Here is a 16,566-nt window from a genome sequence, read left to right on the forward strand (position 1 = left end):
GGGCCGATGTTCAGGGCGCGCGGATGTTCCGTGCCTTGATGATGCCGCCCCATTTGGCGACTTCCCGGCTGAAATAGCCGGCCCATTCCGCCGGCCCCTCGGCGAGGATGCTGATGCCTGCTGCCTCCAGCTTCGCCTGGACCTCAGGCGCCCGCAGCGCCGCGGCACTGGCCGAGGCGAGCACGCGGATGATGGGCTCCGGCGTCCCGGCCGGGGCAAGCATGGCGAAATCCGTCGAGCTTTCGAAGCCGGGCAGACCTGCCTCGGCGATGGTCGGCACCTCCGGGGCCAGCGCCGCGCGCCGCGTCGTCGAGGTGCCGATCGGCCGCGCCTGCCCGCTTGCCAAGAAGGGCAGGGCGGTGATGAGGTCGATGAAGGTCATCTGCGTCTCTCCTGCCAGCAGCGCCTGCGCCGAGGGTCCGCCGCCGCGATAGGGGACGTGCAGCATGGAGATGCCGGCCATGGCCATCAGCATCTCCGTCGCCAGGTGGCTGGTGCCGCCGATGCCGGAGGTCCCGAAGCTGAACCCGTCCGGCTTCGCCCGTGCCAGGGCGAGGAATTCGCCCAAGCTCCGGGCCGGGACCGAAGGGTGCAGGCAGAGGATCTGCGGGCTGCTGGCGAGCAGCGAGATGCCGGTGAAGGCCGTCGCGTTGTCATAGGGCAGCGCCGCGAGGTGCGGCGCGATGGCATAGGTGCTGTTGGTGCCGACCAGCAGCGTCGCCCCGTCCGGCCGGGCGCGGGCGACGTAGTTGTGGCCGAGCGTCCCCGTGGCGCCGGGCCGGTTCTCGACGACGAAGGGCTGGCCGAGATCGGCTGACATCCGCTGCGCCAGGATGCGCGCCACGCTGTCCGAGGATCCACCCGCCGGCCAGGGATTGACGATCGTCACCGGCCGGTCGGGATAGGCGCCCTGCGCCCGCGCGACGGCGGGCAGGGCAAGGCCGGCGAGCAGCGTGCGGCGGCGCATCAGCCGAGTTCCAGCAGCAGGTTGAGCTGCGCATCGACCGAGGCGCGCGTTCCAGGGCCGATGACGCAGGTGGATTCCCGCTCCTCCACCAAAGCGGGCCCCGCGAATTCCATGCCGGGGCGGAGCGCGTAGCGGTCGTAGACCGGGCAGGGCAGGGCGCCATGGCCTTCGAAGGTGACGGGCCGCTCGCCGCGCGGCACCGGCCGCTCGCCCGCCTGCGCAGAGCCTTCCGGGGCGCGGATGCGGATGTCCTGGCCGGGCGCGGCGCAGGCCAGCCGCCAGGACAGCGCCTCGATCGGCTGATCCTCCACCACCCGGCCGAAGCGGGTGCGGTAGCTGTCGAAGAAGGCGCGGCGGATGGCGGGCAGGTCGGCCTCGCCGAGCGCGACCGAAGGCAGCGGCACGGCGATCTCGAAGCCCTGGCCGACATGGCGCATGTCGGCGGTCGGCGTCAGGGTGATGGCGGCCGGGTCCGCTCCGGCCTCGGCGAGCAGGACGCGGCCCTCCGCGGCCATCTCCGCGATCAGGCCGTTGACGACGCCCCAGTCCAGCCGCTCCAGCCGGCCGACATGGCTGCGGACCATGTCGGTCGCCGGTGGCGCGACGAGGAAGCCGAGCGCCGAGGCAACACCGGCGCCGAGCGGCACCAGCACGCGCCTGATCTTCAGCAGCCGCGCCAGGTTCCAGGCATGCACCGGCCCGGCGCCGCCGAAGGCGATCAGCGTGTAGCCGCGCGGGTCGCGCCCCTTCTCGGCGAGATGCATGCGCGTCGCCGCCGCCATGGTCTCGTCGACGATGCGCTGCACGCCGAGCGCCGCCTCGACGGGCTGCAGGCGGAGCGCCTCGGCCACGCCCTCGGCGAAGGCGCGGCGCACGCGGTCCGGGTCGAGCGCCATCTCGCCGCCAAGGAAGTAGCCGGGGTCGAGCCGGCCGAGCAGCAAGTCGGCATCGGTGACGCAAGGCTCCGTGCCGCCACGGCCGTAGCAGACCGGGCCGGGGACGGCACCGGCGCTGCGCGGGCCGACCTTCATCAGCCCGGAGCCGTGCTCGATGCGGGCGATGGAGCCGCCGCCGGCGCCGATTTCGATCATGTCCACGACCGAGACCTTCAGCGGCAGCCCGCTGCCCTTGACGAAGCGGCGCACCCGCCCGGCCTCGAAGTCGAATTTATGGTCGGGCGCGCCATCCTCGACGAGGCACATCTTCGCCGTGGTGCCGCCCATGTCGTAGCTGACGACGCGGTCGAGCCCGGCGAGGCGGGCGAAGAAGGCGGCGGCCATCGCGCCCGCGGCCGGGCCGCTCTCGATCAGGCGGATCGGGAACTCTTTCGCCTCCCGAACCGCGGCGATGCCGCCGCCGGAGAGCATCACATAGAGTCGCCCGGCGAAGCCGATGTCGACGAGGTCGGCCTCCAGCTTGTCGAGGTAGCGGCGCATGCGGGGCTGGACATAGGCATTGGCGCAGGCCGTGGAGCTGCGCTCGTACTCGCGGATTTCCGGCGCCACCTCGGCCGAGAGGGTCAGCGCCAGGCGCGGGTAGAGCTTGCGGACGATCTCGCCGGCACGGCGCTCGTGCCGGGCGTCGCGGTAGCTGTGCAGGAAGCCGATGGCCAGCGCCTCGATCCGCCCGCCCTCGACGAGGTCCGTGACCTCGCGCGCGACCGCGATCTCGTCGAGCGGCAGCAGCTCCTCGCCCGAGGCATCGAGCCGGCCGGGGACCTCGCGGCGGAGATGGCGCGGGACGAGGCTCGGCGGCGCCTCGAGGAAGAGGTCGTAGAGGTCGTAGCGGATCTCCCGGCCGATCTCGATGGAATCGCGGAAGCCAGCCGTGGTCAGCAGCCCGACCCGGGCGCCGGTGCGCTCGATGACGGTGTTCGTCACCAGTGTCGTGCCATGGACGATGCTGGTGAGGTCGCGTGGCGCGAGCCCGGCCTCGCGCAGAATGCGCTGCGTGCCCTCGACGATGGCGCGGGAGGGATCGTCCGGCGTGGTCAGCAGCTTGCCGGTATGGACCGTGTCGCGCTGAGGGTCATGCAGGACGAGGTCGGTGAAGGTGCCGCCGACATCGACGCCGAGCCGCGCCATGCTCAGCGCCCCTCATAGGGGCTGGGGTCGGTGACATAGCCATCGCGCAGGTCGGCGGCCAGCGCCGCCGGGTCGCGTGCCGTGGGCGGGCCGTAGCCGCCGCCGCCGGCATAGCGCATGACGAGCCGTGTGCCGGGCGCGATGGTGGTGCGGGACTTCGGGTGCGGCCGGGTGCCGTCGCTCATCACGATCTCGGCCGGGGCGCCGGGCGCGCCGCCGAGCAGTCCTTCCGCCGGATGGTCGCGCCGGTCGGAGAGCAGGGAGAGGCGGAGCGGCCCCGGCGAGCGCACCTCGATCACCGCCTCCTGCCCGAGCCCGCCGCGATACTGGCCCGGGCCGCCGCTGTCGGGGCGGAGCTGCTTCGCCCAGACCACCAACGGCGCGACGCTCTCGAAGGCCTCGATGCTGCCGGCGCCGGCATTGGTCGGAAAGGCGGTGGTTGGCAGCCCGTCGCGGTGCGGGCAGGCGCCCATGCCGCCCGAGGCGAAGAGCACCTGGCTGAACCGGTCCCCCGCCCGGTCGAGGCCGGAGAAGAGCGCCCGCATGGTCGGCGCCCCGCCGCATTCGGCGACGACCTGGTATGGGACGACCTCGCTCATCGCCTTGTAGATCGCGCCCGCCAGCAGGTGGCCAGTGAGCTGCCGCGCGCTGACCGGCGCCGGGAAGCGCGGATTGAGGATACTGCCCTCCGGCGCCCGCACCTCGATGGCGCGGTAGCTGCCCTCGTTGCGGGGGGTGAAGGGATCGAGCGCACATTTCACCGGGTAGACGGCATAAGCGTGGGTGTAGTTCATCACGCAATTGATGCCGCGATCGATTTGCGGGCTGCTGCCGGTGAAGTCGATCACCATGCGCTCGCCCTCGACAGTGACCGTGCAGGCGATGGTCGTCACATGCTCGTCGAAGCCGTCGGCCTCGATGCTGGCGGACCAGCTGCCGTCCGGCAGGGCGGCGATCGCCCCGCACATCGCCCGGTCGGCGCGGGCATGGAGCGCGCGGCCGAGGGATTGCAGGTCGTCGAGCTTCGCATCCTCGAGGAATTCGGCGAGGCGGGCGGCGCAGACCTCGTTCGCGGTGATCTGCGCTTCGAGGTCGCCGAGCACCTGCTTCGGCACGCGGACATTGTTGAGGAAGAGCTCCAGCAGCGCCTCGTTCCGCACGCCCTCGCGCAAAAGGCGCATCGGCGGGATGCGCACACCCTCCTCATAGACCTCGCGGCAATCGGCCGACCAGAGGCTGCCGCCGACATCCGGGCTATGGGCGATGGAGCCGGCGAAGCCGACCAGCGCGCCGCGATGGAAGATGGGCGTCACCGCGGTGATGTCCGGCAGGTGGCCGGTCGCCAGCCAGGGATCGTTGGTGACGACGCAATCGCCCGGCCGCCACTCCTCCGCCGGGAAGCGTTGCAGGAAGTGCTTGGTCGTCTTCGGCAGGATGCAGGAGAAGCTGGCGATGCCGCCGGTATTCTCGCTGATGCTGTCGCCGTTGCGGTCCATCAGCACGCAGGCGAAGTCGTTCGACTCGCGGACGATGGTGGAGAAGGCGGTGCGCAGCAGCGCGGCGGCCGCCTCGTCGGCGATGGAGATCAGCCGGCTCCAGAGGATCTCGAGGGTGATCGGATCGAAGCCTTCGTCCTCGGCCATGCCTGCATCCCCTGCGGTCCCCGCGAGCCTAGGCGGGGCGGGCGGGAGGCCGCAAGATTGACAGCGCCCGCCATGCCGGGGAGGCTCGCGGCACGGAGGAAGTCCATGCGCCCCATCGCCCGGCGTCCCTTGATGGCTGGCCTGTTCGCGGCGCCCGCCGTGGCGCGGGCGCAGCCGGCCTGGCCGAACCGGCCGGTGCGGGTGGTGGTGCCCTTCCCGCCGGGCGGCTCCAACGATGTCGTCGCGCGGCCGCTGGCGGAGCGGTTGCAGGCGCGGCTCGGCCAGCCCTTCGTCGTCGAGAACCGCGGCGGCGCGGGCGGGGCGATCGGTGCCGGCCAGGTCGCGCAGGCGCCGGCGGATGGTTACACACTGATGGTCACCTCCTCCTCCTTCCCGACCACGGCGATCCTGCAGAAGCCGGGCTGGGACGCGGAGGGGAGTTTCGACGCGGTGGCGCTGCTGGCCCGCGCGCCCTTCTTCATCATGGTCAATCCGGAGGTGCCGGTGCGCAGCGTGGCGGAGCTGGTGGCGCTGGCCAAGGCGAAGCCGGGTGGCCTCGACTACGCCACCTCCGGCGCCGGCGGGATCAACCACTTCATCTCCGAGTATTTCTGCCAGCGCGCCGGCATCCGCATGAACCACGTCCCCTATCGCGGCACCGCGCCGGCGGTGACGGACCTCGTCGCAGGGACGATCCCGGTGATGATCACGACCGTCGCCAGCGCCAATGCCGCCATCCGCGACGGGCGGGTGCGCGTTATCGCGGCGACCGCGCCGGGTGGCGGGTTGCCGCCGGAGGCGCCGCCGGTGCCGACCGTCCACGAGGCGGGCATCGACTACGAGGCCGCCATCTGGTGGGGGCTGCTGGCGCCGCGCGGCCTGCCGGCCGAGACGCGCGCCGCCATCCATGCGGCGGCGAATGCCGCACTCGGCGATGCCAACCTCGCCCGCGTCTACGCCGCCGAAGGTGCGACGCCCTCGCCGGTTGGGCCGGAGGAATTCCCTGCCATCCTGCATGCCGATCTCGCGCGCTGGCGCGAGGTGGCGCGCATCGCGGAGATCCGCGCCGAATGACGCCGCATCGCCACGACTTCGACCCCGCCGCCACAGGTGCGCTGCATGGGCTCCGCGTGCTCGACCTCTCGCGCCTCGTCGCGGGCAACGTGCTGACCAAGGTGCTGGCCGACCATGGCGCGGAGGTGGTGAAGCTGGAGCCGCCGGAAGGCGACACGCTGCGCGCCTGGCGCATCAAGGGCGTCTCCACCACCTGGAAGACGCTCAGCCGCAACAAGCTCTCGGTCTGCCTCGCCCTGCGCGACCCGCGGGCGATCGAGGTGGTGAAGCGCCTCGTGCGCGATGCGTCGATGCTGGTGGAGAGCTTCCGCCCCGGCGTGCTGGAAGCGATGGGCCTCGCGCCCGAGGTGCTGCTGGCGATCAACCCGCGCCTCGTCATCGTCCGGATCAGCGGCTGGGGGCAGGACGGGCCCTACCGGCACAAGCCGGGCTTCGGCACGCTGGTCGAGGGCTATGCCGGCTTCGCCGCCGTCAACGGCTTCGCCGACCGCGAGCCGGTGCTGCCGCCGATGTACATGGCCGATGGCTATGCAGGCCTCTACGGTGCGGCGACGGCGATGATCGCGCTCCGCCATGCCGAGGCGACCGGGCAGGGGCAGGTGATCGACCTGACGCTCTTCGACCCGATCCATGTGATGATGGAGCCGCAGCACGCCAACTGGCAGCTCACCCGCGAGCTGAAGCCGCGCACCGGCAGCCGCAGCACCAATGCGGTGCCGCGTAATGCCTACCAAACGAAGGATGGCGGCTGGGTCTGCCTCTCGGCCTCGACTCAGGGGATGACGGAGAAGCTGCTGCGCAGCATCGGCCGGACGGAGTTGATCGACGATCCGCGCTTCCGCACCAATGCCGACCGGGTGCGGCATGGCGAGGAGCTGGATGCCATCATCGGGGCCTATATCGCGGAGCGGAGCCTCGCTGAGGCGCTGGCGCATTTCGACGCGGCGGGCGTCACCATCGGCCCGATCATGGATGCCGAGATGCTGGCTGAAGACCCTTACGTGATCGAGCGCGAGGCGGTGATCGCCGTACCGGACGAGGAGATGCCGGAGGGCTGGCTGCCAATGCACGGCATGGTGCCGCGACTCTCGGCGACGCCCGGCATCCTCGCCCGGCCTGCGCCGCGCCTCGGGGAGCATAACGACGCCGTGCTCGGCCCGATGCTCGGCGAGGACGAGGTTGCGCGGCTGCGGGAGGCGGGCGTGCTGCGCGAGGGGTAACACCCGCTTCCGGAACCATCCGCCTCCCTGGCTGTTGTGCCGCCGAAGCGGGAGGCCCTGGTCATGCGGCTCGGCGACGAGAGGGAAAGCGGGAATATCGAGGACCGGCGCGGCGGCGGCGGCCGTGGAGGCTTTCCGATCGGCGTGGCCGGCGGCGGCCTCGGCACCATCGCGCTGGTGCTGGTGGCGCTGTTCTTCGGCGTCGATCCCTCGGTGATCCTCTCGGGTGGCGGTGGGCAGCCGGAAGCGCCGGTGACGCGCCAGCAGGAGGGCGGCGGCCCGTCCGAGGTTGCGGATGACGGGCAGCGCCGCTTCGTCGCCCAGGTGCTGGCGACGACGGAGGATGTCTGGACGGAAGCCTTTCGTCGCGGCGGCAACACCTACCAGCCGCCCAACCTCGTGCTGTTCAGCGGCGTGACGCAGAGCGGCTGTGGCACGGCGCAGACGGCGACGGGACCTTTCTACTGCCCGCTCGACCAGAAGGTGTATCTCGACACCGCCTTCTTCCGCGAGATGGAGCGGCGGCTCGGCGCGCCGGGCGATTTCGCCCGCGCCTACGTCATCGCGCATGAGGTCGGCCACCATGTCCAGAACCAGATCGGCGTGCTGCGGCGCGTCGAGGCGGAGCGGCGCGGGATGGGCGAGGCTGAGTCGAACGCCCTGCAGGTGCGTGTGGAGTTGCAGGCGGATTGCTTCGCCGGCGTCTGGGCGAACCGGACGCAGCAGACGCGCCGGGTCCTGGAGCAGGGCGATATCGAGGAAGGGTTGAATGCCGCGGCGGCGGTCGGCGACGACAGGCTGCAACGGCGCTCGCGCGGCGTGGTGGTGCCGGAAAGCTTCACCCATGGCAGCTCGGCGCAACGCATGCAGTGGTTCCGCCGCGGGCTGGAGGCGGGCGACCCGCGGGCCTGCGACACGTTTGCGGGACAGCCCTGATCCTGGTCGTTCGAACTGAAAACGCAACGAACGCGATGCCCCGCTTCCCGTTAGTACCGCAATGGCTCGTTGCAAGCGGGCCATGGCCACGACACGGGAAAACAAGACATGCGCAAGACGAGCCTTAGCCTGGCATTGCTGGGCGCCATCGCCGCCCTGCCAGCCCTCGCGCAGACCGCGCCCGACCGCACTGGCGCCACTGCTCCTGGCGCCACTGCTCCTGGCGCCACTGCTCCTGGCGCCACTGCTCCTGGCGCCACTGCTCCTGGCGCCGCTGCCCCTCGCGCCACTGCGCCGAGTGCAACTGGCACCAATGCGCCGAGCGCGCGTACCGAGAGCACGCCGCCGGCCGTCACCACGGACAATGGCACCCGCACCGCGACAACCCCGGCCGCCGGCGCCAACAGCTTTACGGAAGGCCAGGCGCGCAGCCGCATCGAGGCCGCCGGCTTCAGCGGCGTGGACGACCTGCAGAAGGACGATCAGGGCATCTGGCGCGGCCGGGCGACGCGGAACGGCCAGCAGGTTTCCGTCTCGCTCGACTACCAGGGCAATGTGACGACGCGCTGAACCCCCCTCGATAGGTAGGAGATTCCATTATGGCAACACGCACGATCGCGCGTCTTTTCGATAACTATTCCGACGCGGCCGCGGCCGTCCGCGACCTGGAGGCGGCCGGCTTCGCCCATGACGACATCAGCCTCGTCGCACGCGGCGCCGAGGGCGGCGCAGCGACGACGACGCCGACCACCAGCACCACCGATGTCGCCGACAACGGCCCAGGCCATACCGGCACCGGGACCGGCGCGGGCACGGGCGCGACGCTCGGCACGCTGGTTGGCGGCGGCGCGGGGCTGCTCGCCGGCATCGGCGCGCTGGCCATCCCGGGGCTCGGGCCGGTCGTCGCGGCCGGCTGGCTCGTGGCAGCGCTGACCGGCGCCGGCGTGGGTGCCGCGGCAGGCGGGCTGCTTGGCGGTCTGACCCAGGCGGGGCTCGGCGAGGAGCATGCGGCCGCCTATGCCGAGGGCGTGCGGCGCGGCAGCAACCTCGTCACCGTACGCGCCGAGGAAAGCCGCGCGCATGAGATCGACGCCATCCTTTCGCGCCACAACGCGCAGGAGCTCGACGTGGGCACCGGTCGCTGGGACGAGGGCGGCTGGGTGCGTGGTGACACGGCGACGGGCGCGGCGGACGCCACCGTTCCGTCCCGTGCCGCGGCGACGCCGGGCATGGCGAACCCCGCAGGCGGCCTCGGCACCGCGGCCGGCATCGGCACCACCACGGCGGCGGGGCAGATGGGCACCCGCACGGGGACGGGCACGGTGACGGATGCCGCAGTCGGCGCCCCGGACGGCACGCCAGGCAACCCGCCGGGTACGCAGGTCTCGCGCGGCCTCGACGATGTCGCCGGCACCAATGTCAGCGGCGCGCGGCCAGGCAACGAGGCTTCGCGTGGGACGGGGCTGGGCAGTGGCGCGCCGGACGGCACGCCGGGCAACCCGCCGGGCACCCAGGTGTCGCGCGGCTTCGACAAGGTGGCGGGCACCAATGTGAGCGGCGCCCACCCCGAGAACGAGACCAACCCGAACCGGAATCCCGATTCGGTTGTCTAAACCGGCAGGGCCCGTCGCGCGATGACCGCGACGGGCCCGCCACCATCCGGGCCCTGATGCTCGGCGCCGCCGCTGACGAAGATGTCGGTGCGGCCGACCGCCCCGGCGATGACGCCGCCGACCAGCGCCCGCGCATGGCGCGTGGCGTTGATGTCGCTGTCGTCCCACATGATATGCCGCTGGCCCCGGATGCGGCCGGTGGAGGAAGGCTCCGCCTTCGCCAGCACTGCGACGAGGCGCTCTGCGGCGGCGGGGGCAAGCTGGCCGTCCTCGGCCGGCAGGCCGGCGAGGCGCATGGCGCGGTGCACGGCGGGCAGGTCGATCGCGTCCTGCATAACCGCATGGGCGATGGCGAGGTCGCCCGACCAGGCCGTGCTGTTGCCGAGCACGATGATTTCGCAGCGCTCCAGCTCCACGCCGGCCGAGGCGCTGGCGACGGCGGAGTATCTTTCCCAGTTCCGGCCGATATCCTCCGGCAGGACGGCCTCGACCTCGCCGAGCGCCAGGGCGACGCCGAGGGCGGAGGCCCCACGCGAAAGGCCCATCGAGGCATAGGTGTCCTCCGTCGCCACGGCTGCGCCGGCGGCGGCGATGCGCTCCGTCGTCAGCAGCGGGCATTTCACCTGGACGTAGTGCGGCTCCGTGATGGCGGCCTCCTCCATGGCTTGGCGGACGGCGGCGGCGACGGCCTCGGCCTGGGCGGGGCGGCCGATCTCCTCCGGGGCGAAGTCGCGGGTGAAGCCGGTGCCGATGGCGAGCGCGCCGGCCGAGTTGGCCGCATCGCCCGCCTCGACCGCGAAGATGAGGAAATGCGGAGAAAGCCCGCCCTCGGTGCCTCCGGACATGACGAGCGCGACGCGGGCCGCGGCCTCGGCGCCCCCATGGCGCGCGAGCATCAGCGTCAGCGACTGCACGGCATAGGCGCGGGTGAAATCGTTGACGCAGCCATTGCCCTCGGTCTTGCCGAGGATCGCCACGATGCCCGAAGGGTCGAGCCTGCCCGCGGCGATGAGGTCCTCGATCGCCGCGGTGTCGCCCGGGTGGCGCATGGGGACGCGGTGGAGGACGGCGCGGCGGGATATCGGCATCGGCGGGGGCTTCCGGAAGATGGTTTCAGTGGCACCATAGCGGTGCGAAGGAGATTCCCGCATGTACAGCACCATCACGCTCGCCGGGCGCGGCTACCGATTCATCCCGGCGGTGTTCCAGTATTCGGGCGGCGTCGCGGCGCTGCCCGGCTGGCGGCTGGAGCGGGTGCGCTTCGCCGAGCCGGTGCCGCTGCTGGCGGGCTTCGCGCGGATCGCGGACTATCTGCGGGGGGCAGGGCTGCCGCTGACGGCCTTCTGCGCCTGCGAGTTGCGCTCGCCCGCGCCCTTCACCGATGCTGGTTTCCGCAGCTTCAACGAGGGCTACGCGAAGGTGCTCGGTGAATGGGGCGTGCTCACGGAGGGACACAACCCCGTCGCGCGGAGCAATGTTTGCCCGGAGATCGCGCCGCCGGCCGAGCCGGCCCTCCACGCCTTCACCTTTGCGCTGCCGGATGCTGCGGCGGGGCCAAGCTTCGTCGTCGCGGGCAGCGGGGAGAGCGTCGAGGGCAAGGCGACCTACGCGGAAAGCACGGTCGCCTACCGGGACCTTTCGCCGGCCGGCCTCCGCGCCAAGTCGGAGTATGTGCTGGGCGAGATGGAGCGGCGGATGGCGGCGCTCGATGCCGGGTGGCGGGATACCACGGGGGTGCAGGTCTATACGGTGCATGACATCCATCCCTTCCTCGGCGACGAGCTGGTGCGGCGAGGGGCAGCGCGGCATGGCGTTACCTGGCAGCACTGCCGGCCGCCCGTGGTCGATCTGGAATACGAGATGGATTGCCGCGGGCTGCCGCTGGAGCGGGTGGTCTGAAATCCTCAACCGGCGGCCGGGCAAGGCCCTCATGCCGTTGGGATGATCGCCGGGAATTGCGATTTTTAAGGGTTCTGGAAGGTGAGCGAACACCGGATGCAGCTTGGAAATAGGTTTTAAGTCCTATATTCTGGCCGCATCCGTTCTGCAAGCTCAGTTGGCGACGGTGAAGCGGCGGCGGGAATGGGCAGGGTGCTCCAACTCGTCCACCAGGGCGATGGCGTAGTCCTCCATGGAGATGCGGCTGTTGCCCCCGGCATCGGTCAATAGCGCGTCCGTGCCGAGGCGGAAGCGGCCGGTGCGCCTGCCCGGCTCGAAGATCGCGGCGGGTGAGAGGAAGGTCCAGTCGAGTGCCGCCTCGCCCCGCAGGATATCGAGGAAGGCGCGTCCGGCGCTGGCTTCGGCCCGGTATTCGGCGGGGAAGCCGGGCGCATCGATCAGCAGCTGGCCAGGAGCGACCTCCAGGCTGCCGGCGCCGCCGACGACGAGATAGCGGGAGATGCCGGCAGCCTTCATCGCGCGGAGCAGCCGGTGCGGGTCGGTGCCGGCGAAGGGCAGGGCGCTGATCGCCGCGTCATGGCCGGCGAGGAGGGCGGCGAGGCTCGCCTCATCCGCCGCATCGCCGCGCGCGGGGGTAAGGCTGGGGGCGGGGGCCAAGCCTTCCGGGTGGCGGGCGATGGCGGTGACGGCATGGCCGCGCCGCAGCAGCTCGGCGAGGAGGCGGGAGCCGGCGCGGCCAGTGGCGCCGAGGAGGGCGATCTTCATGATGGTTTGCTCCGTAGGTTTCGGATGGGAACCAGGTGGTCTAAAGTAATCCTGGTCACAAGAAGGCACCTTGGGGTGCGCTGGTTACCGAGGAGAAACCCCGATGCTGCTGCCCAATCCCTATGTGGCGGATTGCCCGACCCGGCAGGTGCTCGACCGCATCGCCGACAAATGGACGGTGCTGGTGCTCGGGCTGCTGGAGGTCGGGCCGCGGCGCTTCAACCAGCTGCGGCGGGAGGTGGAGGGGCTGTCGCAGAAGATGCTGGCCCAAACGCTGCGTGGCCTGGAGCGGGATGGGCTGGTGACGCGGACCGCCTTCGCCACCGTGCCGGTGACGGTGGAATACGCGCTGACGCCGCTCGGACGGACGCTGGCGACGGCGCTGCGGCCGCTGATGGATTGGGCGGAGGCGCGGTTCGGCGAGGTGGCGGCGGCGCAGCGTGCCTATGACGCGCGGGACCCGGGGGGCGACAGGGGGCGCGGTCAGGCGGCCTGAAGCCAGCCCCCGGCTGCGCCGCGGGCGACCGCCTCGCCGACCAGTAGCAGGGCAGGGCCGCCGGTGACCCAGTCCGGCGCGTCGCCGGCAATGCTCTCCAGCGTGCCGCGGAGGACACGCTGTTGCGGCGTGCCGCCGCGCTCGATCACGGCGGCGGGCATCGCGGGCGACATGCCCTCGGCGATGAGGGCGTCGCGCAGCGGGACGAGGGTGGTGATGCCCATGTAGATCGCCAACGTCTGCCCGGGCTGCACCAGGCCGCGGACATCGACCCCGCCGTCGCGCCGGTGGCCGGTGACGAAGGTGACGGCGCGGGCGGCGTCGCGGTGGGTCAGCGGGATGCCGGCGCCGGCGGCGCAGGCCAGCGCCGCGGTAACGCCGGGGACGACCTCGCAGGGGATGCCGGCTTGGGCCAGGGCTTCCGCTTCCTCGCCGCCGCGGCCGAAGATCAGCGGGTCGCCGCCCTTGAGGCGGACCACGCGGCGGCCCTCGCGGGCGAGGCGGACCAGCAGCGCGTTGATGTCCTCCTGCTTCATGCAGTGGTTGGCGCGGGCCTTGCCGACGAAGATGCGCTCGGCGTCGCGGCGGGCCATCTCCAGTACCGCTTCCGTGCCGAGGCGGTCATGGACGATGACATCGGCCTCGCCAAGCAGACGCAGCGCCCGCAGCGTCAGCAGGTCTGCCGCGCCGGGGCCGGCACCGACCAGGTGGACGATGCCGCGGGGACGGGCCTCGGCCTGCTCGAGGGCGGCGGCGAAGGCGGCATCGGCCTCGGTGTCGCGCCCGGCCAGCGCCAGCTCGGCCGGAGGGCCGGCGAGCGCCGTCTCGAGGAAGCGGCGGCGGGCGCCGAGGTCGGGCAGTCGGGCGCGGACGGCCGACTTGAAGCGCTCGGCCATGGCGGCGATGCGACCGAGGGTGGGGGGGAGGATGGCCTCGATCCGCTGGCGGACCATGCGGGCGAGGACGGGGGCGGCGCCGCCGGTCGAGACGGCGATGGTGACCGGGTCGCGGTCGATGATCGCCGGCATCAATGCCGTGCAGAGGGCGGGGCGATCGACCACGTTCACCGGGATCCCCCGCACGCGGCAGGCGGCGGCGAGGGCGTGCAGTTCCTCCTCCGGGGCGTCGGCGCCGATGGCGAGGGAGCACCCCTCCAGCAGGGCTTCGTCGAAGCGGGCGGCGAAGCGGATCTCGGCGCCGGCGGCGCGGAGGGGCTCGGCCTTGCGCTCCGCCACCTCGCCACTGCCGAGGACCAGCACCGGCCGGGCCTGGAGGTCGAGGAAGACGGGGAAATGCTGCATCAGGCGGGTTCCGGCACCGGGGTCTTGGCGAGCAGGGCGGCGATCTCCGGGCGGCAGGAGCCGCAGCCCGTGCCGGCCCGCGTCGCCTCGCCGACCAGGGCGAGCGTGTTAGCACCACGGGCGATGCTTGCGCAGATCACGGATGCGGCGATGCCGTGGCAGACGCAGATGGTGGGCGAGGGGGTGGGGCCATCGGCCGGGGCGCCGCCGAGCAGGGCGCGGCGGGCGGCGCTGCCGATGGCGGGCTCGGGAAAAAGGGAAAGGAGCCAGTCGCGTGGCGGCAGGGCGGCGGGATTGGGGGCGAGGAAGAGGCAGGCGAACAGGCGGCCATCACGGAGCAGGGCGGCGCGGTGGAGGCCGGCGGCGGGGTCTTCGAGCAGGACCCAGGCGGCGTCGGGTTCTTCCACCAGGGCGCGGAGGCGAGCGAAGGCCTCGGCGGGGGGCTCGGTGCCGGCGAGTTCGTGGCGGAAGAGGTCGGGGCCGGCGGGAATGAGGGCGGTCCAGCCGGCAAGGCCGGCGCCGAGGCTGCGTCGGGCGAGGAGGAAGCCGTGCCAGGCCATGAGCGCGGGGACGAGGCGGATGGGGGTGTGCTTCAGCTCGGGCTGGCCGCTGATGGGATCCACGGCGGGGTTCACCGAGGCGTTGATGCGGGCCGCCGGGGCGAAGCGGGCGGTCCAGTGCATCGGCACGAAGACGGTGCCGCGGGCCATGCCCGGCTCGTGGCGGAGGCGGAGGGTGGCGCTGCCCCAGGGGCTCTCGATGCGGGTGAGGTTGCCATCCGGAAAGCCGGGCGCATCCTCCGGATGGACGGCGGCTGTCGGCTCGGGGGTGTGGGCCATGAGGCGCGGGACGGGGCCGGTGCGGGTCATGGTGTGCCACTGGTCGCGGAGGCGGCCTGTCAGCAGGGCGAGCGGGTAGGCGGCGCCGGTCGGGTTCGCCGGGGAGCGGTAGGCGGTGGGGACGAAGCGGGTGGCGGGGGTGAGGCGGCCACCCTGCTGGCCGCGGCGGGCAACGGGCCAGCGGGTGGGCGCCATGGCGGCGTACTCGGCATCGGTCAGGTCCGCGAGGCCGGACAGGTCGAAGGCGCGGGGAGCGGGGCGGGCCAAGCCGGTGAGGGTGGCATGTTCGCGGAAGATGGCGGCGGCGGAGGTCCAGGCGAAGGCATCGCCCCAGCCGAGGCGGGCGGCGACCCCTGCTATGGCCCACCAGTCCGGGCGGGCCTCGTCGGGCGCGGGGCGGAAGGCGCGCTGGCGGCTGATGACACGCTCGCTATTGGTCACCGTGCCGCTCTTCTCGCCCCAGCCGAGGGCGGGGAGGCGGATGCGGGCGAGGTCCATCGTGTCGCTCTCCCGCGTGCAGTCGGAGGCGACGAGGCAGGGGGTGCGGCGGAGGGAATCGCGGATGCGGGCGGCGTCGGGGAGGGAGACGGCGGGGTTGGTGGCCATCACCCAGAGGGCGCCGATGCGGCCAGCGCCCACGGCGTGGAACAGGTCGATCGCCTTGAGGCCGGGGCCGGCGGCAAGGTTGGGCGCCCGCCAATAGTCGCGCAGCGCCGTGGCTTCGGCGGGGCTGGACCAGTCGAGGTGGCCGGCGAGGGTGTTGGCCAGCGCCCCGACCTCGCGGCCGCCCATGGCATTCGGCTGGCCGGTGATGCTGAAGGGGCCGGCGCCAGGTTCGCCGATGCGGCCGGTCAGCAGGTGGCAGTTGATGATGGCGTTGGCCTTGTCCGTCCCGGCCGAGGACTGGTTGGCGCCCTGGCTGAAGAGGGTGACGGTGCGGGGCGTCGTCGTGAACCAGTCGAGGAAGGTGGCGAGCAGGGCCGCGTCGAGGCCGGTCTCGCCATCGGCTTTCGCCAGGGCTTCCGTGAGGCCGGGGGCGTCGCTGCGGAAGCCCTGCGCGTGGAGGTGGCGGAACAGGGTGTTGAAGAGGGCGACGTCGCGGCCGGGAGCGATGGGGAGATGGAGGTCGGCGCCCTCGCAGGAGGCGGTGCGGCGGGGGTCGATCACCACGAGGCGCATCCCAGGGCGGGCGAGGCGGGCGGCCTGGAGGCGCTGGTGGAGGATGGGGTGGCACCAGGCGAGGTTGCTGCCGACCAGCACGACCAGGTCGGCGAGTTCGAGATCCTCGTAGAGGCCGGGGACGAGGTCCTCGCCGAAGGCGCGGCGGTGGCCGGCGACGGCGCTGGCCATGCAGAGGCGGGAATTGCTGTCGATGTTACCGGTGCCGAGGAAGCCCTTCGCCAGCTTGTTGGCGGCGTAGTAGTCCTCGGTGAGAAGCTGGCCGGAGACATAGAGGGCGGTGCCTTGGGGACCGTGCTCAGCCAACGCCTTGCGGAAACCTTCGGCCACCGCGTCGAGGGCCAGGTCCCAGCTGGCGCGCTTGCCGTCGACCTCGGGGTGAAGGAGGCGGCCGGGCTGGTCGAGCGTCTCGCCGAGGGCGGTGCCCTTGCTGCAGAGGCGGCCGCGGTTGGCGGGGTGGTCCGGGTCGCCACGCACCGTGCCGTCGGGCGAGGCGAGGACGCCGCAGCCGACGCCGCAATAGGGGCAAGTGGTACGCGTCTCGGCCATT

Annotated in this window: 14 protein-coding genes; 7 read left to right on the forward strand and 7 right to left on the reverse strand. The window is 72.4% G+C overall.

Translation table 11 applies throughout. The annotated features are described in order from the left end of the window. Positions 1–10: 10 nt before the first annotated feature. Genes LH62_RS15825 through LH62_RS15835 form a run of 3 tightly spaced genes read right to left on the reverse strand, consistent with a single transcriptional unit; the run spans position 11 to position 4,694 of the window. Positions 11–967 (reverse strand): tripartite tricarboxylate transporter substrate binding protein, encoded by a 957-nt coding sequence (locus LH62_RS15825; protein ID WP_043362855.1) that lies wholly within the window; start codon positions 965–967, stop codon positions 11–13. Beyond that, a complete protein-coding gene (locus tag LH62_RS15830) occupies positions 967–3,051 on the reverse strand; it encodes a hydantoinase/oxoprolinase family protein (RefSeq protein ID WP_043362857.1) in 2,085 nt (694 codons plus the stop codon). Before LH62_RS15830 ends, LH62_RS15825 begins: the two co-directional genes overlap by 1 nt. 2 nt (positions 3,052–3,053) lie before the next feature. Next, the gene (locus tag LH62_RS15835) at positions 3,054–4,694 is read right to left on the reverse strand and encodes a hydantoinase B/oxoprolinase family protein (RefSeq protein ID WP_043362859.1); all 1,641 of its coding nucleotides are present in this window, start codon (positions 4,692–4,694) and stop codon (positions 3,054–3,056) included. 105 nt (positions 4,695–4,799) lie between these two features. Here LH62_RS15835 and LH62_RS15840 point away from each other — a divergent pair, with 105 nt between their 5' ends. From LH62_RS15840 to LH62_RS31545, 5 genes are all read left to right on the forward strand, one after another. Then, complete coding sequence (locus tag LH62_RS15840) at positions 4,800–5,768, forward strand: tripartite tricarboxylate transporter substrate binding protein (protein WP_043362861.1); 969 nt, start codon at positions 4,800–4,802, stop codon at positions 5,766–5,768. Next, the gene (locus tag LH62_RS15845; RefSeq protein WP_043362863.1) at positions 5,765–6,988 is read left to right on the forward strand and encodes a CaiB/BaiF CoA-transferase family protein; all 1,224 of its coding nucleotides are present in this window, start codon (positions 5,765–5,767) and stop codon (positions 6,986–6,988) included. The genes LH62_RS15840 and LH62_RS15845 overlap by 4 nt, the downstream gene beginning before the upstream one ends. Before the next feature lie 63 nt (positions 6,989–7,051). Continuing rightward, positions 7,052–7,924, forward strand: coding sequence for a neutral zinc metallopeptidase (locus tag LH62_RS15850; RefSeq protein WP_043362865.1), 873 nt, complete (start codon positions 7,052–7,054; stop codon positions 7,922–7,924). 108 nt (positions 7,925–8,032) lie between these two features. Continuing rightward, the gene (locus tag LH62_RS31540; protein ID WP_201445512.1) at positions 8,033–8,494 is read left to right on the forward strand and encodes a hypothetical protein; all 462 of its coding nucleotides are present in this window, start codon (positions 8,033–8,035) and stop codon (positions 8,492–8,494) included. A gap of 29 nt (positions 8,495–8,523) precedes the next feature. After that, positions 8,524–9,537: a hypothetical protein gene (locus LH62_RS31545; RefSeq protein ID WP_201445513.1), complete on the forward strand. Its 1,014-nt coding sequence runs from the start codon at positions 8,524–8,526 to the stop codon at positions 9,535–9,537. Here LH62_RS31545 and LH62_RS15865 read toward each other — a convergent pair. After that, positions 9,534–10,625, reverse strand: coding sequence for a ring-opening amidohydrolase (locus LH62_RS15865; protein WP_144404506.1), 1,092 nt, complete (start codon positions 10,623–10,625; stop codon positions 9,534–9,536). The genes LH62_RS31545 and LH62_RS15865 overlap by 4 nt on opposite strands. Before the next feature lie 61 nt (positions 10,626–10,686). Here LH62_RS15865 and LH62_RS15870 point away from each other — a divergent pair, with 61 nt between their 5' ends. Next, on the forward strand, positions 10,687–11,436 hold the full coding sequence (locus LH62_RS15870; protein ID WP_043362867.1) for a hypothetical protein: 750 nt from the start codon (positions 10,687–10,689) through the stop codon (positions 11,434–11,436). Positions 11,437–11,589: 153 nt separating this feature from the next. Here the strand turns inward: LH62_RS15870 and LH62_RS15875 are convergent, their stop codons facing one another. After that, entirely contained in the window at positions 11,590–12,201 is a 612-nt protein-coding gene (locus LH62_RS15875; RefSeq protein WP_043362868.1) for an NAD(P)-dependent oxidoreductase, read from the reverse strand. A 103-nt stretch (positions 12,202–12,304) separates the two neighbouring features. On the opposite strand from LH62_RS15875, the gene LH62_RS15880 reads away from it, so the two are divergent. Beyond that, the gene (locus tag LH62_RS15880) at positions 12,305–12,697 is read left to right on the forward strand and encodes a helix-turn-helix domain-containing protein (RefSeq protein ID WP_043362870.1); all 393 of its coding nucleotides are present in this window, start codon (positions 12,305–12,307) and stop codon (positions 12,695–12,697) included. On the opposite strand, the gene cysG is transcribed toward LH62_RS15880, so the two are convergent. Then, complete coding sequence (gene cysG / locus LH62_RS15885; RefSeq protein WP_043362873.1) at positions 12,685–13,998, reverse strand: siroheme synthase CysG; 1,314 nt, start codon at positions 13,996–13,998, stop codon at positions 12,685–12,687. The two genes, LH62_RS15880 and cysG, sit on opposite strands and share 13 nt — an antisense overlap. After that, a complete protein-coding gene (locus LH62_RS15890) occupies positions 13,998–16,565 on the reverse strand; it encodes a molybdopterin-dependent oxidoreductase (protein ID WP_043362876.1) in 2,568 nt (855 codons plus the stop codon). The genes cysG and LH62_RS15890 overlap by 1 nt, the downstream gene beginning before the upstream one ends. Position 16,566: the final 1 nt, after the last annotated feature.

Source organism: Belnapia sp. F-4-1, assembly GCF_000802185.1.
Classification (GTDB): Bacteria; Pseudomonadota; Alphaproteobacteria; order Acetobacterales; family Acetobacteraceae; genus Belnapia.